Raw genomic sequence first — 26,820 nt, 5'->3', positions numbered from 1 at the left:
GGGGGGAGGGGATGCTTGCGGTGTCGGCCCGGGTGGTTCAGCAGGCGGAGCCGGTGTGGGTGGCGAGAGCCAGGCGCCAGGGCAGCTGGGAGTACTCGCCGCCGGCGTTCGGGTCCATGCCCTGATAGAGGAGCCGGAGGTCGCAGGGGTCCAGGGTCATGGTCTGGTCGTGGGTGGTGCGGATCAGCTCGCCGTGGCTGATGTCGCGGGTCCACGCGCCGTCGGGGAAGGTGACGTTGTTGCTGCGCGCGAACGGGTTGGCCTCGGTGTCGGCGAGCGGCTGCCACTGGCCGCCGAGGCTCCGGGAGGTGAAGGAGCGGTACCAGCGGCGGCCGTCGCTGCCGATGGCCTCCCAGATCAGCAGGTAGGTGTCGGTCCCCTCGACGCGGTAGACGGCGCCGCCTTCGAAGAGGTTGTTCTTGGCGTCCGACAGCACGATCCGGGTGTTTCCGAAGCCGCCGGGGAATTCGGCGACGGTGGTCTCCGACCGGTAGACGTGGCCGTTGTCGTCCGCGGAGAACAGGTAGCAGTCGGTGTCGTCGCAGATGACGTAGAAGTCCAGCCAGTAGCCGTTGCCGATGTTCTCCCTGACGACGTCGGGCATGCTGTCCATGAAGTTCCGCGGCGCCGACCAGCTGGTGGGGTCGTCGGGGTCGGTGCTGGTGGAGAACGAGGGCAGGCCCGTCTGGTAGACCAGGTACCACTCGTCCTTCGGGGCGAAATAGAAGGCGTGCGGCGCGGCCCGGTAGCCGGTGCCGACGCCGGAGGCGGTCTCCAGGTCGGTCTGCTCCGCGTTTGCCGCCTGGGACCAGTCGTCGAAGGCGGTGTGCGCCAGGCCCCAGTCGCCGGCGGTGTCGACCCGGGTGAAGAAGACGTGCCAGGTCCCGTCCTCGTCCCGGACGACGGACGGGTCCTTCGCCGCGACGGAGTTGAGGCCCGGCCGAGGTGAGATCAGCGGGCCGGTGGACGACCACGCGAACGTGTCGGGCAACTCCTGCCTGGACACGGCGTCTGTGTCCGTCGCCGACGCGGACGTACGGGGGGGAGAGGACTCGGCGGGGACGGCGAACAGGGCCAGGACCAGACCGAGGAGGACGGTCACGACCGTCCGTACCGGAGGCGGGCGTCGGCGGTGTTTCGACAGAGGCATGGGGGTTTCTCCATCGCGGCTCGGCCGGGGGCCCACCACGCGGCGTCGCGCGTCCTCGAACCTTCCGAGATCCCGGACATGCGCGGGGAGAGCCTCACCGGAACGAATGAACTGGCTGTGCGAGTGCTGCCGTGCGCGGCGGCCTGCTGGATCACGCAGACCGAAGAGGCCCCGAGTGTTCGACATATCGAACTGTGGTCGAACTCTCAGACAAGGATGTTGAAGGGGTGGGAGGCGGTGCGTCAACCCCGTTCACTGAAATGATTCGGTTGTGGAGTCGAAATTTTCGATCGGGCTGACGCCGTCGAGATCGGCGCGAAGGCCGGTCATCAGGTGCCGGGCTGCGCGGCGGGCGTGAGGTGTCTGCGGAGCCACGCCTCGGTGGTGCTGACGTGGATGAGTGCGGCGGCCTCGGCGAGCGCGGCGTCTCCGGCGGCCAGCGCGTCGTAGATCTCCCGGTGCTGGGCGAGTGTCCGGTCGGCGACGTCCCCGTCGACCATCCCGCGCCAGACCCGGGCCCGTACCGTCCGGCTGGAGATGCCCTCCAGCAGGCTCGCCAGCGTCTGGTTGCCGGTGGCGGAGACGACGGCCCGGTGGAAGGCCGCGTCGTGCTTGTTGAGCAGTTCGACGTCGTCCCTGGCCGCGTGCATGGCGTCCAGATGCCCCGCCACCCCGGCGAGTTCCCCGGCCGAGATGCGGGTGGCGGCCAGACCGGTGGCGACCGGCTCGAAGAGCCGGCGCACCTCGGTGAGCTCCAGCAGGGTGTCGCCCTGGAGGAGCTCGACCGCGGAGCCCAGCCCTTCGAGCAGCACCCTCGGCTCCAGGGTCGTGACGTACGTGCCGTCGCCCCTGCGGATCTCCAGCACTCGTGCGACGACCAGCGCCTTGACCGCCTCGCGCATCAGCCCCCGGGACAGGCCCAGCTCCGCGGCGAGTTGCTGCTCCGGCGGCAGCTTCGCGCCCGGCGGCAGCTCGCCCGAAGCGATCAGCTCCCGAATGCGCCTGATCGCCTTGTCGGTCAGTGACATCGCTCGGCCTCCAGCCTCGGCCTTCGGGGTGGTGCGCAGCACAATACATCTGATGTCCAGGTAGTCGAACAGTCGATGGGGCGCGGTCTCCCTCCTGGACATCCGGCGCATCAGGCGCGTTGAGAGAGGTTTTTTCCTTTTGCGTGGTCGAAGTCGGCGCGAGAAGGGTTGCGTTGGGGTCCTGGGACATTTAATGTCTCCGGCGTGTCACGTCCGATGAGGTCATCGGCGTACCGGAGGTGGCCGGTGGTGAGCGCTGTCGGACAGGCCCGGCTCGGCCGGGTGCGGGTCCGGTTTCACCGGAGGCTGCGGGCGCGTGTCGCGTACGCGGCGTCGCAGGCCCGCTGAGGCTGCGTAGACCGTGCCTTTGTGCCGTACCGAGCCGCGCCGTCCGGGGCCGTTGCCCCACCGGTCACCTGGGCGACGAGGGAACCGCCGGGACTCTGCCAGGACTCAGTGGAGGATCAGGATGCGGAGACTGACACGCAGGGACATGATCAGGCTCGGCGCGGTGGGCACGGGGGCCGTCATGATGCCCGCCCCGTGGACGGCCGCCGCCCGTGCCGACTCGGCCGCACCCCCGGAGGTGCGGGCGGTCGACGACCTGGCGCTGTGGTACGACGAGCCGGCCGGCTCGGACTGGCTGCGTGCGCTGCCGGTCGGGGCCGGCCGTCTCGGTGCCATGGTCTTCGGGAACGTCGGCACCGAGCGGCTCCAGCTCAACGAGGACACGCTCTGGGCGGGCGGGCCCTACGACCCCGCCAACCCGGCCGGCGCCGAGGCCCTGCCGGAGATCCGGCAACTGGTCTTCGACGGTCGGTGGGAGCAGGCGCAGTCGCTGATCGACCGAACGATGCTCGGCCGGCCGGCCGGAGAGCTGGCCTACCAGCCTGTCGGCGACCTCACCCTCACCCTCCCCGGCGCCGCCGGCACGTCCGAGTACCGACGGTGGCTCGACCTCACCACCGCGACCACCGCGGTGACCTACACGGCGAACGGCGTGCGGTTCCACCGCGAGGTGATCGCCAGCGCACCGGATCAGGTGATTGTCATGCGCCTGACCGCCGATACGCCCGGCTCGGTCTCGTTCACGGCCACGTTCTCCAGCCCGCAGAACGCCTCGGTGTCCAGCCCCGACGGAACGACGATCGCGTTGGACGGAGTCTCGGGGAGCATGGAGGGCATCGCCGGCTCGGTCCGGTTCCTCGCGCTGGCCAGGGCCGTTGCCGAGGGCGGCACGGTATCCGGGTCGGGCGGCACGCTCCGGGTGGCCGACGCCGACAGCGGCACGCTGCTGATCTCCATCGGTACCAGCTACGTCGACTACCAGAACGTGGGCGGCGACCACCGGGGCATCGCCCGGCAGCACCTCGACGCCGCCCAGGGCACCGCGTACGACGACCTCCGCAGCCGGCACGTGGCCGACTACCAGGAGCTGTTCGGCCGGACCACCCTCGACCTCGGCCGTACGGGGGCGGCCGACCAGCCGACGGACGTCCGGATCGCCCGGCACGGCGTTGCCGACGACCCGCAGTTCTCCGCGCTGCTCTTCCAGTACGGCCGGTACCTGCTGATCTCCTCCTCGCGGCCCGGTACCCAGCCGGCCAACCTCCAGGGTCTCTGGAACGACCAGATGGCGCCGCCGTGGGACTCGAAGTACACCCTCAACGCCAACCTGCCGATGAACTACTGGCCGGCCGGCCCGACGAACCTCTCCGAGTGCCACGAGCCGGTGTTCGACATGATCGACGACCTCACGGCGACCGGCGCCCGCACGGCCCGGGCGCAGTACGGGGCCCGCGGCTGGGTCACGCACCACAACACCGACGCGTGGCGGGGGACCTCGGTCGTGGACGGGGCGTTCTGGGGCATGTGGCAGACCGGTGGGGCGTGGCTCGCCACCATGGTCTGGGACCACTACCGGTTCACCGGCGACGTCGACTTCCTGCGCGCCAACTACCCCGCGGTGAAGGGCGCCGCGCAGTTCTTCCTCGACACCCTGGTGGCCGAACCGGACCAGGGGTGGCTGGTCACCAACCCGTCGAACTCGCCCGAACTCGCCCACCATCCGAACGCGTCCGTCTGCGCCGGTCCCACCATGGACATGCAGATCCTGCGCGACCTGTTCGACGGCTGCGCCCGGGCCGGCGAGATCCTGGGCGTGGACGCCGACTTCCGCGGGCAGGTCCTGGCGGCCCGCGAGCGGCTGGCCCCGACGAGGATCGGCGCCCGCGGCAACATCCAGGAGTGGCTCCACGACTGGACGGAGACCGAGCAGTTCCACCGGCACATCTCGCACCTCTACGGTCTGCACCCCGGCAACCAGATCACCAAGCGCGGCACACCCGAGCTGTTCGAGGCCGCCCGCCGGACTCTGGAGCTGCGCGGCGACGACGGAACGGGCTGGTCCCTGGCCTGGAAGATCAACTTCTGGGCGCGCATGGAAGAGGGCGGCCGCGCACACGAACTGATCCGCGACCTCGTGACCCCGGACAGGCTCGCCCCCAACATGTTCGACCTGCACCCGCCGTTCCAGATCGACGGCAACTTCGGCGCGACGTCGGGCATCGCCGAGATGCTGCTGCACAGCCACCACGGCGAACTGCACCTGCTGCCCGCCCTGCCGACGGCCTGGCCGAACGGAAGGGTCGAGGGCCTGCGCGGCCGCGGCGGCTACACGGTGGGCGCCGCCTGGACCGGCGGCCGGGCCACGCAGCTCTCCCTCGCACCCGACCGCGAGGGACCGGTGAGAGTCCGCAGCCAGATGTTCCGCGGCGGCTACGAGGTCCTCGATCTGACCAGCGGCGACCCGGTCCGGCCCGAGCAGACCGAGCCGGATCTGATCGAGTTCGCCGCCCGGCCGGGGCACACGTACCGTGCGCAGGCCCCGGGGGCGCGGCGTGGAGGGAAGGGCGGGTGACCGGCCGCCCGCCCGCCTGCGGGCGCGGCCCACCGCGGCGGCGCCGGCCGCCTGCCGGGTGCGGCCGCTACCGGTCCAGCCGCACCGGGTCGCCCGGGGCGCTGCGACGGACGAGCCAGGCTTCGGTGATGTGGGTGAACATCGCCTCCGCGGCGCCGTCCGGATCGTGTGCGGCGATGCGCTCGTAGACGCGGCGGTGGCCGCGGTTGGACGCCATGCACATGGCGCGCTCCGGATGCCCCATGTACCGGGCGGTGTTGACGACCTGGCTCTCCAGCGCGCGCACCACCGCACGGGCGATGCGGTTCTCGGAGGACTGCATGATCACGTCGTGGAACGCGCGGTCGTGTTCGGCGTACGTGACATGGTCGTCGACCAGCTCGTCCATCCGGTCCACCAGCGTGCGCAACCGGTCGACGACCTCGGGGGTGGCCAGCCTGGCGGCGACGTTCGCCATGTCGGATTCGAGCAGGCGCCGCGTGACGACGAGGTCGTCGAGGATCTCCAGGCTCTCGTCCTGGGCGATGCTCGCGGTCAGGACCTGCTCGTCGAGCATGTTCCACAGTGCCGGGGCGGTCACCGTGGTCCCGGAACCCTGCCGGACCTGCACGAGCCCCTTCTCCTGCAACACCTTGACGGCCTCCCGGACGACGGTCCGGCTCACTGCGAAGGTCTCGCAGAGCGCGGGCTCCGGGGGCAGCGGCGTCCCCGGCGGATGCTCCCCGCGCACGATGCGCCCCACCAGTTCGGCCGTGACCGCCCGCGCGAGGCTGGCCGGTCGCTGCGCCCAGGCGGGGGGCGTGGAACTGCTCCGGGCTGCTGGCTGGGATGTCGTCATGGTTCCTCCGGCGGCCCCGCGACCGTGCGGCGCCACGACTAGACGGTCATCATACGCGACCAGCCGTTGACGTAATACGTCATACGAGTTATGTTTCCGGACCATCGGCGATGGCCCGCCGTCTTCCGTCTGCAACGGAGAGTGATCGACATGAAGGGGCCAGCACTGTGGTCGGCCGTCCTGGTCGCCGGGCTGCTGTCCGGTTGCGGCAGCGCGGGCTCCGGCTCGTCGTCCGGCACGGCGGACGGCACACTCGTGGTCTGGGACTGGAAGTCCGGCGAGGAGACGGCCGCGTCGTACATCGAGAAGGCGAAGGCCGACTTCGCCGCGCAGCACCCCGACGTGACGGTCGAGTTCGTGGCCCAGCCCTTCGACCAGTACTACACCCTGCTGGGTACGGCCATGCAGGCCGGCAAGGGCCCCGACGTCATGCTCTTCAACGGCGGCGGCCAGATACGCGACCGCGCGGACGCCCTCCTTCCCCTCGACGACCACCTCGCCGGGGACAGGCAGCGGCTCGCCGGCTGGGAAGCCTTCACCACGGGCGGCAGGACCTATGCCGCACCGGTGACGCTGCAAGGCCATCCCCTCTACTACAACAAGGCGCTCTACGAGGAAGCCGGGCTGGACCCCGACGACCCGGCGACCACGTGGCGCGAGTTCACCGACGACTGCGAGGCCATCACCGAGGCGACGGACGCAAGCTGTCTCTCGCTCGGGAACAAGGAGGGCTTCGGCATCCAGTTCTTCCTCTCGGGCCTGGGACCGGGCGTCCTCACCCCGCGCGAGTACGACGCCTGGATCGACGGGGACCGGGACTGGAACTCCCCCCGCGTGCGGCGGATCTTCGAACTCTGGAAGGAAACCGGCGACGCCGGCCTGAACAACGACGGGTCCAACTCGACCGCACTGTTCAACGACGCCTTCGCCCTCTTCCAGTCCGGCGAGGCGGCCCACATCTTCGGGCTGATGTCGGACGTCGGGCACTGGAAGGACTTCGCCGAGTTCCTGGACCCGGACGACATCGGCGTCATGCGGGCACCGCGTGCCGAGGCCGGCGCCGAGCCCGTCCTGCCGTACGACGGCGGGATCGGCTACGCGGTCGCGAAGTGGACGAAGAAGCCGGACGTGGCCGTGGACCTGGTGCGCTCCCTCACCTCGACGGACGCTCTCCAGGCGTTCCACGCCGAGGCCGGCGCGGTCGTGTCCGACACCACCGTCGACGTCTCGGGCGGCGGACCGGCCCTCTCCACGATCGCGTCGGAGATCGAGGCGGGCAGGCCCGCACTGCACGTCGCACTGTCCACCGGGACGCTGGAGCTGATGGGCAGGCTGTCCCAGCAGATCCTGAGCGGATCGGCCAGCGTCGACGACGCGCTGAAGCAGCTGGCCGACTCCGACCGGAAGGGCTGACCCCCGTGCTGCCCGGAGGCGCGCAGCCGTCGGCCGACCGGGCGGGTGCCGTGCGGACCGGCAGGGCCGAGGCCATGCGGCGGACGCGCGGCACGGGCATCGGTGCGGGCTCCCGGCGTGCCGCCGGTGCGCAGCGTGCGGAGCGCCTCGCGCCCTACGTCCTGGTGGCCCCGGCCGTCCTGGTCATCGGGACGCTTCGGCTGTGGCCGCTGCTCCTGGGCGTCAACTTCTCCTTCACCGGTGACGGCGCGCGCGACGGGACCTCGGTCGGCCTGGACAACTACGCCGAACTCCTCGACGACCCCCTCTTCCGCACCGCGCTGGAGAACGTCGGCCTGCTGGTGCTGCTGCTCCCCGTCGCGGTCGCGATCCCGGGGCTGCTGGCCACATTCATCTTCCTGCGTGTGCCCGGTCACCGGCTCTTCCGGAGCGTCTACTTCTTCCCGGCCGTGCTCTCCCCGGTGATCGTCGGCGCGATCTTCAACCTCCTGCTCGCCTACGACGGTCCGCTCAACACCCTGCTGGAAAAGGTGGGCGTCGGCCCGGTCGACTGGCTGGGCGATCCCGACGTCGCCTTGTTCACCGTCGTCGGAGTGCACGTCTGGGCGACGTTCGGGATGGCCCTGGTGGTCTTCCTCGCCGGCTTCGCCACCCTGGACACCACCCTCCTCGACGCCGCCCGCGTGGACGGCGCGTCGCTCGCCCGGGTCATCCGGCACGTGATCGTCCCCGGCCTGTCCCGCACCATCCAGTTCGTCTTCGTCACCACCATGATCGGGATGCTGACGTCCATGTTCGGCCTGCTCTACGTGATGACCGGCGGCGGACCGGAGGGCTCGACCTATCTGCCGGAGTACTACATCTGGATCCAGCAGGGGCAGATGAACCGCCCGGCGCTCGCCTCCGCCGCGTCGACGGTTCTCTTTCTCCTCATGCTCGTGGTGGGGCTGGCCCAGATCGGGCTGCTCCGGCGCGCGGGGAGGGAGAGCTGATGCGCGTATCCCGCCCGAGGCGCTGGGCGGTCGCCGTCCCGATGGCGGCTCTCGCCGTCGCGACGGTCTACCCCCTCGTGTTCACCGCCAACGTCGCCATGAAGTCCCGCCACGACTACATCCTCGACCGGTTCTCCCCGGCGGACTCCCTGCGCTGGGACAACATCGGCACGGCGTGGACGAGCGTCGGCCTGGGCCGGTACTTCGTCAACTCCGTCGTCGTGGTGGCGTCCGCCGTCGCGCTTCTCCTGCTGCTCGGATCGATGGCCGGCTTCGCGCTGAGCCATCTGCGGTTCCGGGGTTCACGAGCGCTGTTCCTGTGCTTTCTCGCGGCGCTGTTCGTTCCGTTCCAGGTGGTCATGGTCCCGCTCGCGCGGTTCATGGCGGACACCGGCCTCATCGACACCTACCCCGGGCTGATCCTCGCCTACGTCGCGCAGTTCCTCCCCTTCTCGATCTTTCTGATGACGAGCTACTACTCCGGGATCCCGCGCGAGATCGTGGACGCCGCCCGCGTCGACGGGAACACGCTGTACGGCGTCTACCGGCGGATCATGCTGCCGGTCGGCCGCCCGGCACTGCTGTCGGTCGGCATCCTCAACGCCCTGTTCTGCTGGAACGACGTCCTCATCTCCCTGCTGATGATGCCGTCCGCAGAGCACCGCACCCTGATGGTGGGTGTCACCTCGCTGCGCGGACAGTACTCCGACGACATCCCCACCTTCGCCTCCGGAGTGCTGATCGCCGCACTGCCGGTCCTCGTGATCCACCTCTTCTTCCAGCGTCAGATCGCCGACGGGATCACCGCCGGCGCCACGAAGGGCTGATATGCGGATCACCGGGTACCGCACGCTGACGACCGGCCTCGACTGGGGCCGGCCCGTCGGCGACGCGAACGGCGTCCTCACCGACGGGATCACCCCGGTGCCGGTGGTCCTGGTGGACACCGACGCCGGAATCACCGGCGTCGGACTGGGACCCCACGTGGCGGAACAAGCCGTCTTCGCCGCCCTCGACGGCGAGGACCCGCGCTGCGTGACCGCGCTCTACGACCGCATGCTCCGGCAGGCGTTCAAGGCCGGCCACAGCGGGGCCGTCTTCGGGACCATCGGCGCCTTCGACACCGCCCTGTGGGACATCAAGGCGAAAGCGGCCGGCGAACCGCTGTGGCGCCTGCTGGGCGGACGGGACCGGCGGGTCCCCGCCTACGCCTCCGGCCTCGACATCGCCCTCGGCGACGACGAACTGGCCACGGTCTACCAGGTCTACGCCGAGCGCGGCCTGCGGGCGGCCAAGCTCAAGGGCGGCCTCGACGTCGAGCGGGACCGCGACCGCCTGACCCTCGTACGGGAGGTGCTGACCCGGGCCGGGCACGGGATGCGGCCCGCCCTGATGCTCGACGTGAACGAGACCTGGACCCGCAAGCAGGCGGTCCGCCACGTCTGCGAGCTGGAGCAGAGCCTGGACCTCACCTGGGTGGAGGAGCCCGTCCGGCGCTGGGACGCCGAGGGCCTGGCCGCCGTCGGACGGGGGATCCGCGCCTCGGTGGCGAGCGGGGAGAACCTCACCGGGCTCGAACAGTACCGCCCCCTCCTGGCCCGGGGCGGGCTCGACATCGTGCAGGCGGCGGCGGCCTGGGGCGTGACCCACTTCCTGCGGGTGGCCGCCCTGGCGCACGCCCACGACCTGCCGGTCAGCCCGATCGGCGGCTCTCCGATCGCCCTGCTGCACGCCGCGACAGCCGTGCCCAACCACCTCGCCAGCGAACTGCAGAACCTCCAGGAGCCCGTCGGCCTCTCCTTCGACCTGCGCGTCGAGGACGGCGCCTTCGTCCTCGGCGACTCGGCGGGCCTGGGCGTCGAGGTCGACGAGAAGACGATCGAGGCGACGGTACGGCCCCGGCCCACCGCCGCGTCCGACGGCCCCGACGTCCGGCCCGCACACGCCGGACGGAGGCTGCTCGCCGTCCGGGACCGCGGCCGTCCGGCCACCCACCACCCCGGACTTCCCGGGCTCCCCCCGCCACAGCACCTCGACGACACGCCGCACACCGCCTGGCCCTGACTCCCCACCCCGCAGAAAGGACACGGCCATGCCCCCACTCCGCGCACCCTTCACACGCACAGGCGCCGCGGCGGCTGCCGCGGCCCTGGCCGCCGGACTCCTCGCCGCCCTGCCCGCCGAGTCGCTCGCGGCACCCCGGCCGCACACGCTGGTCGTCGCCCCGACCGGAGCCCCCCGGGCCGCCGACGACGGCCCCGGGACCGCCGCGCAGCCGTTGCGGACGCTGGCGGAGGCCCAGCGGCGGGCGCGGGACCTCGCCCGCCGGGGCGACGGCGACGTCCGGGTCAGCCTGCTGGCGGGAGTCCACCGCCTCAGTTCCCCGCTGCGCTTCGGTTCCGCCGACTCCGGCCGCGACGGACACACCGTGACCTGGACGGCCGCACCGGGAGCGGAAGCCGTGGTGAGCGGCGCGGAACCGGTGACGGACTGGGAACTCGACGACCGCGCGCGGGGCATCTACCGGGCCGACGTCGGCACCGGCTTCGACAGCCGGCAGCTCTACGTCGACGGCGTACCGGCACAGCGCGCACGGACCGGGCTCTCCCGGTCCGACATCACGCTCAACCCCACGGGCTTCACCCTCGACAACCCGGACCTCGGCTACCTCGCCACCCTGCCCGACCAGCGGCGCATCGAACTCCAGGCGAAGCTCTCGTTCACCAACCGGTTCGCCCCCGTACAGCGCATCTCCGGCTCGACGGTCGTCATGCAGCAACCCGCGTGGGACAACAACACCTACGGGTACGACACCATCCAGTCCCCGTTCCGGACCCCGGTGTTCTCCCTGCTGAACTCCAAGCGGTTCCTCGACGAGGCCGGTGAGTGGTACCTGGACACCACCGCCGGCACGCTGTACTACAAGCCGCTTCCGGGGCAGGACCTGCCGGGCGCCCAGGTCGAGCTGCCGCGGCTGGAGTCACTGCTGGAGGTCGGCGGCACCTACGACGAGCCGGCCCGCAACCTCCGGTTCGAAGGGCTGACCTTCTCCGGCACCACCTGGCTGCACCCCGGCGGCTCCGACGGATACGCCAACCAGCAGACCGGCGCGTTCCTCACCGGAGTCCAGCCCCACCGGCCGTCCGACGCCTTCACCTCGTGCGCGGTCGGTTGCCGCGGCTTCGAGGGGGCCCGCAACAACTGGGCGCAGACCCCCGGGGCGGTCCAGGTGTCGGCCGCCGAGGACATCGCCTTCGAGGGCAACAGCTTCGTCAACCTCGGCTCCGTCGGCCTCGGCATCGGCAACGACGCCAACGCGCACGCCACGGGCGTGGGCCTCGGGGCGAGGAACGTGTCCGTCGTGGGCAACACGTTCACCGCGAGCGCCGGCGGCGGCATCGTGGCCGGCGGGGTACGCCCCGACGCGCACCACCCGTCCGACCCCCGCATGACCAACAGCGACATCCTGATCAGGAACAACCGCATCCACTCCACCGCGCTCGAATACCTCGATCAGGACGCCGTCTTCGCCAGCTACATCTCCGGACTGGCCATCGAGCACAACTACGTCTCCGACATGCCCTACACCGGCATCGGCATCGGTTACGGCTGGGGCGCCAACGATCCCGGCGGCAGCCCGGAGTACCTCGACCGCGGGCTCTACGACTTCCAGCCGATCTACCGGACCCCCACGACGCTGCGCGACGTGCGCGTCGTGGGCAACCACGTGCGCAACGTCGTGCAGACGATGTTCGACGCCGGCTGCATCTACACCCTCTCCGCGATTCCCGGCGGCCTCGTCGACGAGAACCACTGCGAGAAGAGCGGACAGCTGGGCCTGTACTTCGACGAGGGGTCCCGCTACCTCAGCGGCAGCCGCAACGTCTTCGTCGCCAGCGCCGGTCAGTGGGCGCACGCCAACAACCAGAACGGCAACCACACCGGCGACCTCACCCTGGTCGGCAACTACACGACGAACCCCGCCATCACCGGCATCGTCGACGGCCAGCGCGGCAACGTGGTCCGGGACAACGTCACCTTCGACGCCGACGACATCCCCGCCGGAGCCCGCGAAGTGATCTCCAACGCGGGCCCGACCGGCTAGAGGGCCGGCGTGCACGGGCACCGCGGCCGGCGGTGCCCGTGCGGCGGCCGGTGCAGTTCAGTCCGGTACGCGGACGTCTCTGCCACTGAACCGCTGCCAGTAGCCCACGCAGGTGTCCCGCCAGTCGGCCGCGTCCGTCTCGTGGAGGGCCAGCTTGGACCTGACCTCGGCGAACCGCCGGGCGTCGAGCCAGGGTTCCAGGGAGTCCCAGGTCCGGCGCATGCCGCTGACGTACCGGACTCCCGAGTAGTAGTGGTGGACGAGTTCGTCCCAGAAGATCCTGCCGCTGCTCATCGGGCGGTCCCAGGGGACGTGGTGGAACCACATCATCAGGTTCTCGGGGACGGTGTCGATGTCCCCGTACTCCGCTTCCAGGGTGGGGAAGTACTGGGCGGTGAAGTTGCTCCCGGTGGGAGAGCGGTCGTAGCCCAGACCGACGCTGTCCGCCTTGTTGTAATAGACGGGGTTCCAGTCCTCCCGCGGGAGGTGCGACTCCGACGGGCCCGGGCCGTAGTGCACGTCGGCGGTGAACTGGTGGGCGATCCCGAGCGGGGTCTGGTAGCTCACCAGCGCCTCCCAGGAGCCCATCATCATGGCGACGATCGCGTCGACGACGTTCCGGCGGTTGCCCCAGGTCATCCGGACCCAGTCCGCGGCGATGTCCGCGGAGTCCAGGGTCCAGTCCCAGGCCTGGCGGCCGAAGGCGTACAGGTTCGCCTGGGAGAAGTGGTGCCCGGTCAGGTTGTCCGCGTTGCCCAGGTTGGCCACGCCGACGACGGCGGTGTCCGCGTGGTTCTGGGCCGTTCCGTCGACGACATGGCCGACCAGGCGCTTGTCGAGCAGCCGGCCCCGCTCGTCCGTCGCATAGGTGTCGGTCTTGAAGATCTCCTCCCACATGGGGGCCAGGAAGCAGAGCATCCGGTTCTGGCCGGTGTACTCCTGGGTGATCTGGAGTTCGATGGCCTGGTTGGTGTTCTCCATCCGGCCGAACATCGGGTGGACGGGCTCCCTGGCCTGGAAGTCCAGGGGGCCGTTCTTGGTCTGGAGGAACACGTTGTCCAGGAAGCGGCCGGTGGTCCCGTCGGGCTGGGCCTCGTCGTCGATGTGACCGAACTCCAGGTAAGCGCGCTTCAGCCGGTCGCTGTCGACGTCGGGGTTGTAGACGAAGGTCCGCCAGTAGATCCTCAGGCCGAGAGGTGCCACGGCGGTCGCCATGCCGTTGGCGCCGTCTCCGTGGTCGTAGCCGAAGTCCTGAGGGCCCGGCTGGCCCTCGGAGTTGGCCTTCACGGTGAAACCGAGGAAGTCAGGTATGGATTCCTGGATGCGCCGGGCCCGCCGGGTCCACCAGTCCCGGAAGTCGTCGTCCGTGGGCGCCATCTGCTCCTCGGTGAGGGTGTCGGGAGCGAAGCGGCCGTCCAGGGGCGCCGCGTACCGGATGGAGAGGGCGAGCCTGATCCCGTACGGCCGCAGCGCGTCGGCCAGCGCGGCCTCCTGGGCGATGTACTCGGGGGTGAGGTAGGAGTTGTCGGCGTTGACGTTGTTGATGGTGATCCCGTTGATCCCGACGGAGGCCATCGCCCGCGCCGCCACGAGGTAGCGGTCGAGGACGACCGGCAGGTTCAGCGGGGCACTGGCGCCGGTCGCGGCGAAGTTGAAGATCGCGCCGTTCTCGCCGTGCAGCCCGCCCGTTCCCGACTCGTCGTTGCCGGCGTAGAGACGCTCGGTGTCCCAGTAGTTCAGGTGGCGGTTGGCGACCCTCGGGGTGTCGGTGAGTGCCAGTTCCGTGATCGGCTCGTGCGTCTGGATACGCCGCAGGAACGCGAACGCGCCGTACAGCGCACCCACTTCGGTGGCACCCGCGATGAGGGTGAACGCCCGCCGCCCCTGGGAGACCGACCGGATGACGAAGCCGTCCCGGCCCACGCGCTCCAGCTCGCCGGCCGGCAGGAACCGGCGCACGGCCGGTGAACTCTCCGGGGTGCCCACGACGACGGCGCCGTCGGGCAGGGCGTTCCCCGGCCGCGGGAGCGCCCGCACCGGCCGGTCCAGCAGCCCGCTCAGGCCCCGGACCAGCTCCTCTCTGGCCGCCCCCAGGGTGGACGCCATCAGCCGCTCGGTCGATCCCGGAGCCATGCTCAGGTTCGGTGTGTGGCGGTACGAAGCGTTCCGGTCGGCGTTCTCCACGACGACGGCGGTCACCTGCCGCCGGTACTGCCTCAGCAGGTGCGGGTCGCGGACGGGCACGTAACGCAGCCACATGTCGGAGCCGTCGTAGTCCTCGTCCCGCGGCCCGGCGGGACCTGAGGGCGCGCCCTCCCGGTCCAGTGCCCCCGCGGCCCTGCCCGCGTTCGGTCCCAGGGCCGCGCCCGCCGCGACCGCACCCATGAACGAGCGTCGATTCATTGACATGAACCCCTCTTACCAAAGTGTCCCGGGCTTGTCAGTATGAGGAACTCTGCTCACATCCGTGAACCTCCTTCTGGTGCGCCTCCACGCCTCCGTCGTTCGGGGTCACGGGGTTGCCAACTCGAACCACGCCACCCGGACGCTGCCGCCGAGCTCCCGGGTGGCGTGGTTGAAGATCGCGTAGCGGTAGCCCATGAAGAACTGCCAGGCGTTGTTGAGCGTGAAGGCGGGCCCCAGCGGGCTGAAGGCGCTGCCGTCGGTGCTGTACGAGAACCGGGCCTGCCGCCCGCTCCCGGGCCGGATGTCGGCGCTGGCGCGCAGCCAGATCCGGCTGCCCGCGAAGCCCGCGCTCGCGCGCTCGGTGCCGGTGCCGGTGGTGTTCCAGCTGCCGTCCATGGTCAGGCCGTCGACCATCACCACCCGCGTCGTACCGCCGTCGCGCTTGAGGCCGATCCAGGCGGAGGAGTCGCGCAGCATGGCGAGACCCGTCCGGTCGCCGTCGGCCATCGAGGAGCAGTCGAGTTCGATGGTGGCGGTGGAGACGGGCCCCTGGATGCGGTGGGTGAGGGTGTTGCGGGCGGCGTACAGGTCGTCGGTCACCGTCGCGGTGCGCAGCGTCAGCCCGTCGTCGACGGAGAAGCTGCCGGTGTCGGGGTTGTGGTTCCACTCCCACCGCGGGCCGAGCCGGGTGCCCGGGAAGGTGTCCGTGCCGGTCATCGGCGCGACGGGGCGCAGGGGGAGCGGTGCGGTGTACGACTGCCCCCAGGCACCGTTCACGAGTTGCAGCACGGGCCAGCCGTCCCAGGTCCACGTGACCGGGGCGAGCGCCGGGACCCGGCCGCCGGGGTAGGCGTCGATGAAGGCCATGTAGTGCCACCCGCCGTCCGGGGTGCTCACCAGGCCGCCCTGGTGCGGCACTCCGCCGCCGGGGATCGGTCCGGGCAGGTCGAGGAGCACCCGCCGCATCTCGTACGGGCCGAACGGGCCGGAGGTGGACTTCAGGATGTACTGGCCGTTGGCGGGCCGGGTCAGGAAGATGTAGTAGTTCCCGTTGATCTTGTAGAAGCGGGCTCCCTCCAGGGTGCCGACGCTCGGCGGGGTGCTGAACACCTGCCGGGAGCGGACCTGGGTGCGCGCGTCCGGCGAGAGCTGGGCGACGTGGATCGCGGTGTTGCCGTAGGCCACGTACGGGGTGTCGTCGTCGTCGAACAGCAGCCCCGCGTCGAAGTAGACGCTGCCGAGCGAGGCGTGTCTGGCCCACGGCCCCTCGACGGACGGGGCGGTGTAGAGGTAGGTGCGGGCGAAGTCGATCTGGCCCACCCAGTAGAAGGTGCGGTTGCTGGGACGGTAGCCCAGGGACGAGGCCCAGATGCCGCGGACGTAGCCGCGGCCGCCGTTCAGGTCGTACTTGCTCCCGAAGTCCAGCACCGGCACCGAGTGGCCGGCGAACTCCCAGTTGACCAGGTCGTAGGAGCGCAGGATCGGCGCGCCGGGCGAGTAGTGCATGGTCGACGCGGAGTAGTAGTAGGTGTCGCCGACGCGGATGATGTCGATGTCCGCGAAGTCCTGCCACAGAACGGGATTCGTGTACGTCGCCAGCGGGGCGTCGGCCGCGGCGGGGGACGCCGCGGCCGGGCGGGCGTGTGCGGGGTGCGCGAGGGGCAGGGCGGCAGCGGCGGTCAGGCCGGTGGCGGCGGTGAGCATCCGCCGGCGGCTCCAGGCGTGCAGCGGGTCGGACATGGGGGGTCGGCCTCCACGGTCGGTCGTGTCGGGGTCAGCTGCGGGTCCACCGCTGGTGGGCCTGGCCGCCGCAGCTCCACAGGACCAGCCGCGAGCCGTTCGCGGTGGCCGCGTCGCTCGGCTGCAGGCACAGTCCGGCGTGGACGTTGCGGATCGACCCGTCGGCGGCGAGGGTCCACTTCTGGTTGTCCTGGCCGTTGCAGGGCCAGGTGATCACCGGGGTGCCGTTGGCGGTCCCCTGGTTCTCGGCGTCCAGGCACTTGTCGCCGAAGACGCGGATCTCGCCGCCCGCCCACGTCGTCCAGAGCTGGTTGGCGGCGGTGTGGCAGTCCCAGATCACGACGGCGGCCCCGGCGTCGGTGGCGGAGTTCTCCACGTCCAGGCAGCGGCCGGAGCCGGTGCCGCGGATCGGGGAGGTCTCGGCGGCGAGCGGGTCGCCCCCGGTGACCCGGAACGCCGTCACGCCGTGCGCCGGCACGCTCGCGGTGATCTGGCCGCCCGTGTCCGACGTGGCGCCGGTCCACAGGTCGGTGAGCGTGAACGACCCGCCGGACAGGCCGATCTGCGCGGCCGAGGCGCTGACGGTGGCGGTGCTGTCGCCGCGGTTGAACAGTCCGACGGCGACCGAGCCGTCGGACAGGGGCTTGGCGAACACCTCGGTGGCGCCGTCGTCGCGTACCCGCCGTCCGCCGGCGCCCAGGGGGTCCTGGTTCACCGCCAGCAGCCGCTGGTTGCGCAGGATCGCGCTGACGTCGGCGGACATGGTGCGGATGTCGTTGCCCGCCATCAGCGGCGCGGCCATCAGGGACCACAGGGTGAAGTGCGCGCGCGACTCGGTCAGCGACAGCCCGGGCCGGCCCACGACCAGCATGTCCGGGTCGTTCCAGTGCCCGGGGCCGGCCTGTGCGGCGAGCGGGGCGTTGACGTCGACGACGTTGCCCACGCCCATCGGATAGCTGTTGACGTTGCCGTTCTGCCAGATGTCCAGCAGGTCCTCGGTGGTGCGCCACAGGTCGGCGACCTGACCCCAGTTGTACGTGGAGCCGGTGATCGCGTGGAAGCTGTTGGGGTTGATGCTGTAGACGATGGGCCGGCCGGTGTCCCGCAGCGCGTCGCGCATCAGGGAGAACCGGGCCACCTGCTCGTCGCGCGTGCCCTCGGGCGAGCACCAGTCGTACTTCAGGTAGTCCACGCCCCAGGAGGCGAAGGTGCGGGCGTCCTGCACCTCGTGCCCCATGCTGCCCGTCGAGCCGGGGAACGTGCCGACGCGCTGTGCGCAGGTGCGTTCCGTGGGCACCTGGTAGAGGCCGAACTTCAGGCCGCGGCTGTGGATGTAGTCGCCCAGCGCCTTCATCCCGCTGGGAAACTTCGTCGGGTGCGCGCGGAGGTTGCCCTGGGCGTCCCGTTGCGGGTCGAACCAGCAGTCGTCGACCACCACGTACTCGTAGCCCGCGTCCCGCATGCCCGAGCCGACCATGGCGTCCGCCGCCTGGCGCACCGTGTCCTCGGTGACGCCGCAGCCGAAGCTGTTCCAGCTGTTCCAGCCCAGCGGCGGGGTGACGGCCGGGCTGCCGGGCGCGGCCCGCGCCACCGGCGCGGCCTGGGCCACCGGCTGGTGGGGCACCGTGGCGGCGAGCGTCAGCGCCGCGGCCGTCACCGCGAGCCGGGCCAGTCGCCTGCGTGATCGAGTGAGCATTGTCGCTCCTTCCGCCGCGCCCGTCCCGCGGGGTCTCGCTCGTCGCGGGACGGGCGGTTCCTTGCGGCAGTCCGGTGTTCAATCGGGTGGAGTCGGTCCGGGTGGGCGGGCCGGGTGCGGACCGGGAGGCCCGCCCGGTGCCGGGGGGTCAGTAGCCGTAGATCATCTTGTAGGCGACCTCCGGCAGGAACTGTCCGGCCGAGGAGCCCGATCCGACACCGCAGTCGCCGTCGGACTCTCCCGGCGTCTTGATCCACAGGAGCATCTCGGCGCCGCCTCCCTGCTGGGTGGGCGTGCCGATCCTGCGGCCGCCGGGGTTGCACCACTCGCCGTTCGAGCCGTTGCCGTTGCGGCTGGTGTCCACGACGAACGGCTTGCTGTAGCCGTAACGCTGGCCCAGCGCCTGGTTGACGCTGCCGGCGTAGGACAGGTTCTCCCCGGTGGTGAAGTAGTTCGAGACGTTGAGGGAGAAGCCCCGGGCGAGGCTGAGCCCGGAGGCGTGCAGACGCTCCGCCATGGTCGAGGCGTCGACCCAGCCGGGGTTGCCCGCGTCGAGATAGACCCAGGCGTTGGGCGCGGCGGACCGGAACCGCGAGAGGGCGTTGGTGAGCATGTTCTGCCGCTCGACGATCTGCGCCTGGGACATGCAGCTGTAGTCGCCGAGGGCGTCGGGTTCCAGCACGACGACGGCGGGGCGGTTGCCGATGCCGCGGGCGAAGGCGTCGATCCACCCGGCGTACGCGGACGGGGACGAGGCTCCGCCGCCCGAGTGCCCGCCGCAGGCGTCACGGCCGTACATGTGGTAAGCGACGAGGAGCGGCAGCTTGTCGGCCGCCTGGGCCGCGCCGGTGTAGGAGCCGACGGCGGAGCCGATGTCGCCGCTCCAGGAGCCGAACCAGCGGGCCATGGGGGTGCCGGCGATGGAGTCGCGGATCGCGGCGGCCCGGCCGTCTCCGGGGTTGGCGGCCGACCAGACCGCGGGGCTGGAGTTCGGGTCGACGTAGAAGCCGCTGGTCATGGCGAGCGGGGTGGGCGCAGCCTGCGCGGCGGGCGACGAGGTCAGGAACAGCGGCAGAGCGAGCAGCGCTGCCACCGCCCCGCGTATGAGTGTGCGCATGGGTGAACCTCATTCGTGAAGGGGAACGCCGCGCGGCTCTCGTCCTGAGCCCGCGGCATGAAGGTGCGACGCACGGGTGGCGCATGGGAGCGGTGGTCCCTGTTGGGAGCGCTCCCAGTTTGCGGCGGGGAACCGCGGGGTGCCTCCGGTCATCGTGGGTGTGCTGATGGGGACCTGTCAAGAGTCGGGGCGCGGCCGCCCTTCACCGGAGAGCGCGGAGTCGCTAAGGTCCCGGAACTGGAAGCGCTCCCGGCCCAGCGGGAGGCATCCCCGCCGCCGCCGGCTCGGAGAGGTACGAAATCCATGACAGAGGTGCCGCGCCTGCGGCCCACGCTCGACGAGGTGGCCGAGCGGGCCGGCGTCTCCCGCTCGGCGGCCTCCCGGGTGCTCAACAACGCGCCCCACGTCAGCGCCGAGAAGCGCGCGGCGGTCCTCCGGGCCATCAGGGAACTCGACTACGTGCCCAACACGACGGCGCGGGCGCTGGCCACCCGTCAGCGAGGCGCGGTCGCGCTCGTCATCTCGGGCGAGGCCCCGTCGATCTTCGCGGACCCGTTCTTCGCCAAGGTGATCGTCGGCGCCTCCGCCGCCCTGGAGGAGGCCGACCTGCACCTGATGCTGTGCCTCGCGGCAAGCGACCGCAGCCGGCGGCGGCTGGCGGAACTCCTGCGCGCCCGGGGCGTCGACGGCGCCATGCTCATGGCCGTCCGGGAGAACGACCCCGTGCTCCCCCTCGCCCATGACACGGAGGTCCCCGTCGTCTTCGGCGGGCGCCCGGCGGGCTTCGAAGCGCCGTGGTACGTGGACGTCGACAACGCGGGCGGCGCCCGCCAGGCGACCGAGCACCTGCTCGCCCGCGGGCGCAGGCGCGTGGGCATGATCTGCGGACTGCCGGACACCGAGGCGAGCCGTGCGCGCCATCGCGGCTACCGGGAGGCCCTGATCCTCGCCGGACTGCGGCCCCTCCCTCCGGAACACGGAGACTTCACCGAACCCAGCGGCGCCACCGCGATGGCGGCGCTACTGGAGCGGCAGCCGGACATGGACGGGGTGTTCGCCGCCAACGACAACATGGCGGCCGGCGCCCTGCGCACGCTGCGCGGCGCGGGCCGCGCGGTCCCCGGTGACGTCGCGGTCGTGGGCTTCGACGACCTCGACATCGCGCACATCGCCGAACCGTCGCTGACCACGGTTCACCAGCCCATCCAGGCCCTTGGCGCGGAGATGGCACGCATGCTCACCGCGCGCATCGCCGGCGAGGAACCCAGCTCCCTGATCCTCCCCACCCACCTCGTCGCACGCTCCAGCACGTGAGCCGCGGCCGAAGGCGTACAGGACGATCAGGGCCGGGAGGCTGCCGTACAGGAGTAGCTTGAAGACGATCAGGTGGACCGGACATCTGGCGCCGCAAGAAGATCGCGGACTTCGACGTCGACACGTTCGAGAACGACGTCGAGGCCCTCGCACGGGCGGAAGGATGGACACGCCGGTGAACAGGATCGCCGCGGACTCCCTGTACGCGGTGTCGTACCGCTCCGCCTGGGATACGGAGCCGGCGGCGACGGCACGGCGGCGAACTGGCTCCTGTTCCACGTCGACAGGAACGGGCTCTACCAGCTGCGGGGAAACCCCGGCCTGCTGCACGAGGACTCGATGACGGACAGCCCACCCGTCCACCCCGAGGCCCGGAACCAGCTCGACGCGACGCGGGCACGCTGGGAGCGGTACGGAGCGCTGGTCCGGGGCGACACGGACGACCCCGTCCGGCAGCGCGAGGACTGGGGCACGGACATCGCCGTCCCCGCGCTGCGCCTCGACGAGGGGCGACCGTTCACCTTCGTCGCGGCCACCGCCGGATACCCGTGGCGGCCCGAAGGCGCGGACGCGATCCTGCTGTTCTTCGAGCCGCACACCCGCACCGCGGCGCTCACGTACGACTGGAGCTGAGCCGCGGACGGTACGGCCCCGCGTCGAGAACACCCGGCGGGAACGGCCACGATGTCCGCGGCATCCCCCGGGGCCCCGGATACGGCAACGCCTGCGGACCAGACGGCACGGCCCGTGGGGGAGCGCCGGTGCGGCGGGCGGGGCCGCTGCGGTGGGCGGCCCCGCCCGGTGGGGAGAGGGATCAGCGGTCCTGGGCGAGCGCGTACAGCTCGCCCAGGAGGCTTCCCTGCGTGGCGACGAGCGTGTCGAAGCTGCCCTCCTCGCGGAGGCGCCCTTGGTCGAGGACGAGGACGCGGTCGGCCATCCGCACGTTGTCCAAGCGGTGGGTGACGACCACGGTGATCCGGCCGGGAGCCGTTTCGCGGAGCCGGCGGAAGATCAAGTGCTCGCCGCGGGCGTCCATCTCACTGGTGGGCTCGTCGAGGACGAGCACGGCCGGCTCCCGGTACATCGCCCGGGCACAGGCCAGGCGCTGCCACTGGCCGCCGGACAGTTCGTGTCCGCCCCACACCGAGCGGGCCAGGAGGGTGTCGAGCCCGCCGGGGAGCGTGTGGAGCTTCTCGGCCAGGCCGACATGTGCGGCGGCCTCCCACACGCGGTCGTCGGTGTGCTCGCGGGGCTGGCCGAGGGTGATGTTCTCGCGGGCGGCGAGCGGCCAGTGCCCGTTCTTCTGGGGGACGAGGCCGACGTGCCGCCAGACCGACTCCGCGTCGGCGGTGGCCAGGTCGGTGTCGTCCCAGTGGACGGTCCCGCCGGTCGGCACGGTGAGGCCGGTGAGCATGCGGATCAGCGTGGACTTGCCGGCGCCGTTCTCGCCGACGAGGGCGACGACTTCTCCGCGGCTGAGGGTGAGGGTGACCGGGTGCAGGGCGGGGGTGTCCTTGCCGGGGTAGGTGAACTCGGCCCCGCGCAGGCGGATCTGCCGCGGCGCCTCGGCCCGGGTGGCGCCGCGTGCCGTGGTCATCGAGCGGACCTCGTCGATGAAGTCGTAGTAGTCGCCGAGGTAGAGGCCGTGGTGGAACATCACCGCGCCGTAGCGGACGATCGAGTTCAGAGCCCGTCCCGCGGTCTGCGAGGCGACGATGGCGGTGCCGGCGATCGCGGTGGACATGGCTCCCGAGAGGGCGAGCGCGGCCAGCGTGCCCCACATGCCGAGCGTGAACAGGCCCGCCAGGGACGTCGCGAGGAGGGTCACGAGCAGGTAGGGGCGCGCGCCCTGAAGCTCGCGGCCTTCGACGCGGTCGCACATCACCCGGTACCAGGAGTACAGGTAGGGGCGCATGGTGTTGGCGCGCAACTCGTCGGCGAGTTCGGGAGTGGTCAGCCACCAGCGCATCATGCCGCGCACGGTCCGGGCCGAGATGGTGCGGTCGTGCACGCGGTAGTCGATGCGCGCGGCGATGACGCCGCCCATGCCCCTGGGGATGACGGACAGCAGCAGCACGCCCAGGAGCAGGGGGTGGAGGGTGGTCAGGACGGTCGCGGCGGACAGGAGCTGGACCAGGCCGTTGGTCAGCGTCTTGGCGTCGTCGGCGAGGTCGACCGCGCGCAAGGCGCCGATCTCCGCGGCACGGCTGCGGTCGGTGAACCCTTCGGTGTCGTACGCGGACAGCTCGGCCTTCATGTGGAGGTCGACCAGGGTGAGATCGACGGCCGAGGCGATCTGCGGGTTCAGGCGCCGGGTGGCCCAGTCCGCGAGGATCCACATGCCGGCGCCGAGCGCCATCGCAAGGACTGCGACGGTGAGCGCCGGCCACGCCTGTTCGAGCCCGGTGCGGGCATCGGAAGTGGCCAGGTGGGGCATGGCCTTGGCGACCGCGGTGAGCATCGCGGCGGTTCCGAGGCCGGAGAGCATCTGGCAGACGAGGATCGTGAGCGTCATGCGGCGGTCGACGGACCACGCCAGCCGGGCGGACTGGGCGAGCGCCGTCGGGATCCGGCGGGCCATGTCCCCCAGGCCGGCGTCGTCCATGGCCCGGCGGTGCTTGCGCCCGTGGAAGTCCAACTCGGGCGGCGGAGAGGGTTGCGGAGCCGCCGGTCGAGCGGCCGGAAGGGCGGCCGCCCGCTGGGGCGCGGGCGGGGCTTGCTGCCACGCGCGGGCCGTCTTCCCGGTGGTGTGGCGGAGGCGCCTCATGCGGCCACCTCCGGCGTCAGCCGGTGACGGCTGGGCTCGGTGCGGCGCGCGGCGACGGACGGGGCCTCGTGCGCGTTCGGTGACGGATGGGCGCCGACCTCGGCCACGGGCTGCTTCCAGCCGGGTCCGGACTGCCTGGCCGCCGGGTGTGCCCGTACTTCGACCAACGATGGCGCGGAGAAGCGCGGAACTGCGGCATGTGCCTTCGCGTCGCTCATGCCCCCCACCTCGGTGACGGTCGTGAGGCGGAGGCGAACGGGGCGCGGCGGGCGGCAGCCGGGCGCTGGAGCACCGCGGGCCCGGCGGGCCGAGTGGGAGGATTCTCGAACGCGGGGCGGGCGGCGGGACAGGGGCGCACAGGATTCACGGTTTGCTCCTCGGATGGAGATCGGGTTGAGCACCACGGACAACGCGGATGATCACAGGGCCGATACGGGCAGAGCCGGGCGATGCGTCGAACGCAAGTTCCTCAGCGGGGGCGCCGGGCAAGCCTGGCCCGCACCCCGTACGTTCGATTCACCCGCGCAGGGGAAAGCGGCGAGGGCGTGAGCCGGGCGGGGGATTGCGCGGAGGTCGACAGCACCGGTCTCCTCGGTGGTGTGAGGGGAAACGCAGGAGCGCAACCATCGCCCACGCCACTGACAGGCAGACGGCTGCCGCGCCGGGATCCGGACAGCACGAGCTGCGATCCGGCGTGGGGCAACGATCTCGGAGCGCGCCGGGTGACCTGGGAGGGGCCGGGAGGAACCGTTTTCGCACCGCTCGGCGGATCACCGAGGTGAAGGGGTTGGCGAGTTGGCTGGAACTGCCCGGACCCGGTGGCGGCCGCGGAGTCCATCATGAGGTTGACGTGCAGCGTCGGGCATCGGACGCAGGCTTCGCTGAACTACCGGCAGCGGGTGCGGATCACGTCTCGTCGGTGCCGATTGCGGCGTTCAGCGCGCGCAGGGCGTCATCGTATGGGTGACGGTCGAACCGGAATGGACCGAATGCCCTGTAATCGCGGGCCTTGCGGTGCGGTTGCTCAAAGGCGTCCCAGGTCACGAAGTCGGCCGTCGCGGTGATGCGGGCCATGAGGGGCCAGCATCCCCACTCGCCGCATTCACAGCCGAGAACGGGTGTCTTCGGCCCCTTCGCGCTGGCGGACCGTCCGAGGAAATGATCCTGCATCGGGCCGAACCGGAAGAACTCCGGAATCAGACCGCCGTAGGCGTCACCCGCGGGCTGCATTCCGGCGGCGATCTCGAACCCGTCGATCAGCTCGACGAGCGGTGTTCCGTCGATGTGGGGGACGATCACGAGCGGGCCGTCGTCGCCACGGTGCCGGCAGTCGAACCGGATGCCATTACTGGTCATCCGGCGATTGTGTCAGCGAGGTTGTCGCGGTTGGCGGGCTTGCTCCGCGAGGTCGAGTCGGGGAGTGGGGGAGGGGAGGGCGCCTGAGCCGGCGCGGGTTCGGGCGGTGAGCCCGGCGCGGTGGCGGGACGGGCGTCGTTGTGCCGGGTGTACTGATCGGGAGGCGGACCGGCCGCGCGGGCGTCGGCCTGCCCCGCCCCCGGACGACGGGAGTGCTTCCGTTGTCCGGGGGCGAAAGCTCTGCGACGGGTCCATCGGCCGTGTCAGCTCCGAGTCCGGTCGATGGGCCCGGGGCCGGTCCACCTCACGGCGCAGGCCGTGGTGCGAGGCACACGGACGCGGGACGTCCGTGTGCCTCCCCTATCGTCTGCCCCCGTGGTGTCGCAGTTCGGGCACGGGGGCACCCGTGTCTTCCGCTGCGGTGACCAGCAGTTCGACGCTGAGGAGCAGATCCATCAGCTCCGGCCGGGCCAGGTGGTAGTACGAGGCGGGTCCCTCGCTGCGGAACCCCACCAGCCCGCAGTCGTGCAGGCACGCCAGATGCGTGAGAACGGTGGAGTGGGGGAAACCCAGGGCCGCGGCCACCTCCCCCGGCTGCGCCTCGCCGTTGGCCAGATGCTGGAGGATCGCCAACCGGGTCGTATCCGCGAGGGACCGGAACAAGACCGCTTTCGGAGCTAAATTCTCGCCGCCGGAGCCGTCCCCCCACGAGTCCAAGCTGAAGGCCATGCGCTTCCTTTCCGATCACACCGGGATCGGAAGACACGAGACTCCGACCCCGGCATTGCTGCCATGGGTCGAAGGTCTCGCCCGCCTCGGACTACGAGGCCGCGCGGCCGGACACCTCTGGAGGTGTCAGTATGTCGACCGCGACATTGGGGGCTACTCCCCTTCGCTTCAAAAAGCGTGCCACAGGGACGCGCGGCCGGGCAAGTGCCAGAAGACTGCCGGTGGACGGCCGCTGCCGCGATGCCGTAATGCCTTCGAGGCGCGTACCGGAGTCGTGAGTCGGGCCCGGTGCGCTATCGGTGTACGCGCTGCGAACGAACGGGAAGGCAATGTTACCGGTATCGGCCGAAAGCGCGTACTATTGGCGCCGTCATCCGCCTTTCCGGCTGGGCGGCGGCATTTCCGACGGTGACGCCACCGCCGCGGCGAAGCCGGGTGGCACGGCCACGTCCACGACCTGCCACCGCGCCACCCCGACCGGCCCCGGCGCCGCACCGAGGTAGTCGAGCGACGGGTCGCGGGCGAGTCCGGTCCCGATGCCCTTGAGGTACGCCTCCTTGCGCGCCCAGATGCGCGCACAGGCCGCGGGTCGTTCCGCCGGGGGCAGCAGGCCGAGTTCCGTGGCCTCACGCGGGTGCAGTGCCCCGGCGATCTCCGCCGCCGCACGGGCGGACGGCAGTGCCTCCGCGTCCACGCCCACCGGTTCCGCCGCGAACGCGAGCAGCACGAGCCGGTCGCTGTGGGAGAGGGAGAAGTGCAGCCGTCCGCCGGTGACCGCGGGACGGCCGTGCGCCTGCCCGCAGAGCGGGCACGCTTCGCGGACGAGGTCGACGCGGTGCGGGGCGAGGCCCAACTGTGCGCCCAGCAGCATCCGCAGGGCCACGTGGGCGACCGTGTACGTGTCGCGGTCGCGCGTCCGGCGGAAGGCGGCGGCCCGCCGGCGCTCCTCCTCGTCCAGAACCGCGGGCGCCGCGAGCGCGGCCTGTGTCGCGTGCCGGGCGGCGTCCACGGTCCACAGCGCCGGCGGATCGCCCGGGGCGGGCGGCCGCACCTCGCCGGGGTCGAGAGTGGGGTTCAGCTCGGCCGGGTGGCGCACCTCTGTCCCGACGGGGGTATCCGGGCTGCCGTCTGCGGCGGCCGGCGGCCGCGCGGTGCCCGGGTCCGGCGGGGGTGCCGTCGTGGCCGCCTGATTCCGGCCGACTGCGGCTGCCCGGACGGTGTTCGACGGCACGGAGTCCCCCGTTCCCAT

At 71.4% G+C, this 26,820-nt stretch carries 20 protein-coding genes; 8 read left to right on the top strand and 12 right to left on the bottom strand.

The annotated features are described in order from the left end of the window. Positions 1 to 37: 37 nt before the first annotated feature. Together ACHZ99_RS19090 and ACHZ99_RS19085 are read right to left on the bottom strand one after the other, a co-directional pair. On the bottom strand, positions 38 to 1,150 hold the full coding sequence (locus ACHZ99_RS19090) for a non-reducing end alpha-L-arabinofuranosidase family hydrolase (protein ID WP_420305843.1): 1,113 nt from the start codon (positions 1,148 to 1,150) through the stop codon (positions 38 to 40). 329 nt (positions 1,151 to 1,479) lie between these two features. Then, complete coding sequence (locus ACHZ99_RS19085) at positions 1,480 to 2,178, bottom strand: FadR/GntR family transcriptional regulator (RefSeq protein ID WP_420306061.1); 699 nt, start codon at positions 2,176 to 2,178, stop codon at positions 1,480 to 1,482. Between the two features lie 469 nt (positions 2,179 to 2,647). Between ACHZ99_RS19085 and ACHZ99_RS19080 the strand changes: the two genes are divergently transcribed. Further along, on the top strand, positions 2,648 to 5,098 hold the full coding sequence (locus ACHZ99_RS19080) for a glycosyl hydrolase family 95 catalytic domain-containing protein (RefSeq protein ID WP_420305842.1): 2,451 nt from the start codon (positions 2,648 to 2,650) through the stop codon (positions 5,096 to 5,098). A 67-nt stretch (positions 5,099 to 5,165) separates the two neighbouring features. Here the strand turns inward: ACHZ99_RS19080 and ACHZ99_RS19075 are convergent, their stop codons facing one another. Next, the gene (locus ACHZ99_RS19075) at positions 5,166 to 5,936 is read right to left on the bottom strand and encodes a FadR/GntR family transcriptional regulator (RefSeq protein ID WP_420305841.1); all 771 of its coding nucleotides are present in this window, start codon (positions 5,934 to 5,936) and stop codon (positions 5,166 to 5,168) included. A gap of 150 nt (positions 5,937 to 6,086) precedes the next feature. Here ACHZ99_RS19075 and ACHZ99_RS19070 point away from each other — a divergent pair, with 150 nt between their 5' ends. The 5 genes from ACHZ99_RS19070 to ACHZ99_RS19050 all read left to right on the top strand — a co-directional run bounded on the left by ACHZ99_RS19070 (position 6,087) and on the right by ACHZ99_RS19050 (position 12,446). Then, entirely contained in the window at positions 6,087 to 7,349 is a 1,263-nt protein-coding gene (locus tag ACHZ99_RS19070; RefSeq protein ID WP_420305840.1) for an ABC transporter substrate-binding protein, read from the top strand. Positions 7,350 to 7,423: 74 nt separating this feature from the next. Beyond that, positions 7,424 to 8,341: a carbohydrate ABC transporter permease gene (locus tag ACHZ99_RS19065; protein WP_420306060.1), complete on the top strand. Its 918-nt coding sequence runs from the start codon at positions 7,424 to 7,426 to the stop codon at positions 8,339 to 8,341. Further along, positions 8,341 to 9,168, top strand: a complete 828-nt coding sequence (locus tag ACHZ99_RS19060; protein ID WP_420305839.1) for a carbohydrate ABC transporter permease — start codon at positions 8,341 to 8,343, stop codon at positions 9,166 to 9,168. The genes ACHZ99_RS19065 and ACHZ99_RS19060 overlap by 1 nt, the downstream gene beginning before the upstream one ends. 1 nt (position 9,169) lies before the next feature. Next, the gene (locus ACHZ99_RS19055) at positions 9,170 to 10,405 is read left to right on the top strand and encodes a mandelate racemase/muconate lactonizing enzyme family protein (RefSeq protein ID WP_420305838.1); all 1,236 of its coding nucleotides are present in this window, start codon (positions 9,170 to 9,172) and stop codon (positions 10,403 to 10,405) included. Between the two features lie 28 nt (positions 10,406 to 10,433). Beyond that, on the top strand, positions 10,434 to 12,446 hold the full coding sequence (locus ACHZ99_RS19050; protein ID WP_420305837.1) for a right-handed parallel beta-helix repeat-containing protein: 2,013 nt from the start codon (positions 10,434 to 10,436) through the stop codon (positions 12,444 to 12,446). A 57-nt stretch (positions 12,447 to 12,503) separates the two neighbouring features. Here ACHZ99_RS19050 and ACHZ99_RS19045 read toward each other — a convergent pair whose 3' ends face one another. The 4 genes from ACHZ99_RS19045 to ACHZ99_RS19030 all read right to left on the bottom strand — a co-directional run bounded on the left by ACHZ99_RS19045 (position 12,504) and on the right by ACHZ99_RS19030 (position 19,405). Further along, entirely contained in the window at positions 12,504 to 14,855 is a 2,352-nt protein-coding gene (locus ACHZ99_RS19045; RefSeq protein WP_420305836.1) for an alpha-glucuronidase family glycosyl hydrolase, read from the bottom strand. 102 nt (positions 14,856 to 14,957) lie between these two features. Further along, a complete protein-coding gene (locus ACHZ99_RS19040) occupies positions 14,958 to 16,592 on the bottom strand; it encodes a glycoside hydrolase 43 family protein (RefSeq protein ID WP_420305835.1) in 1,635 nt (544 codons plus the stop codon). Between the two features lie 34 nt (positions 16,593 to 16,626). Beyond that, on the bottom strand, positions 16,627 to 18,288 hold the full coding sequence (locus ACHZ99_RS19035; protein WP_420305834.1) for a glycoside hydrolase family 27 protein: 1,662 nt from the start codon (positions 18,286 to 18,288) through the stop codon (positions 16,627 to 16,629). Positions 18,289 to 18,436: 148 nt separating this feature from the next. Beyond that, entirely contained in the window at positions 18,437 to 19,405 is a 969-nt protein-coding gene (locus ACHZ99_RS19030; RefSeq protein WP_420305833.1) for a glycoside hydrolase family 6 protein, read from the bottom strand. A gap of 303 nt (positions 19,406 to 19,708) precedes the next feature. On the opposite strand from ACHZ99_RS19030, the gene ACHZ99_RS19025 reads away from it, so the two are divergent. Both ACHZ99_RS19025 and ACHZ99_RS19020 read left to right on the top strand, forming a co-directional pair. Continuing rightward, positions 19,709 to 20,719, top strand: a complete 1,011-nt coding sequence (locus ACHZ99_RS19025) for a LacI family DNA-binding transcriptional regulator (protein ID WP_420305832.1) — start codon at positions 19,709 to 19,711, stop codon at positions 20,717 to 20,719. A gap of 339 nt (positions 20,720 to 21,058) precedes the next feature. Beyond that, positions 21,059 to 21,352, top strand: a complete 294-nt coding sequence (locus ACHZ99_RS19020; RefSeq protein ID WP_420305831.1) for a hypothetical protein — start codon at positions 21,059 to 21,061, stop codon at positions 21,350 to 21,352. Between the two features lie 181 nt (positions 21,353 to 21,533). Here the strand turns inward: ACHZ99_RS19020 and ACHZ99_RS19015 are convergent, their stop codons facing one another. The 5 genes from ACHZ99_RS19015 to ACHZ99_RS18995 form a co-directional block, all read right to left on the bottom strand. Then, positions 21,534 to 23,324, bottom strand: a complete 1,791-nt coding sequence (locus tag ACHZ99_RS19015; RefSeq protein ID WP_420305830.1) for an ABC transporter ATP-binding protein — start codon at positions 23,322 to 23,324, stop codon at positions 21,534 to 21,536. A 158-nt stretch (positions 23,325 to 23,482) separates the two neighbouring features. Then, a complete protein-coding gene (locus tag ACHZ99_RS19010; RefSeq protein ID WP_420305829.1) occupies positions 23,483 to 23,704 on the bottom strand; it encodes a hypothetical protein in 222 nt (73 codons plus the stop codon). A gap of 688 nt (positions 23,705 to 24,392) precedes the next feature. Further along, the gene (locus tag ACHZ99_RS19005) at positions 24,393 to 24,842 is read right to left on the bottom strand and encodes a hypothetical protein (RefSeq protein ID WP_420305828.1); all 450 of its coding nucleotides are present in this window, start codon (positions 24,840 to 24,842) and stop codon (positions 24,393 to 24,395) included. A gap of 360 nt (positions 24,843 to 25,202) precedes the next feature. Continuing rightward, the gene (locus ACHZ99_RS19000) at positions 25,203 to 25,571 is read right to left on the bottom strand and encodes an ArsR/SmtB family transcription factor (RefSeq protein ID WP_420305827.1); all 369 of its coding nucleotides are present in this window, start codon (positions 25,569 to 25,571) and stop codon (positions 25,203 to 25,205) included. A 370-nt stretch (positions 25,572 to 25,941) separates the two neighbouring features. After that, positions 25,942 to 26,667 carry a 4'-phosphopantetheinyl transferase family protein gene (locus tag ACHZ99_RS18995; RefSeq protein ID WP_420305826.1) on the bottom strand — a complete coding sequence of 242 codons (726 nt, stop codon included), beginning with the start codon at positions 26,665 to 26,667 and terminating at the stop codon, positions 25,942 to 25,944. Positions 26,668 to 26,820 lie beyond the last annotated feature (153 nt).

The organism is Streptomyces sp. MAR4 CNX-425 (assembly GCF_048656465.1).
GTDB lineage: Bacteria > Actinomycetota > Actinomycetes > Streptomycetales > Streptomycetaceae > Streptomyces.
Note: the sequence above shows the minus strand (reverse complement) of the source record. Positions and strands in the feature narration are given on the sequence as shown.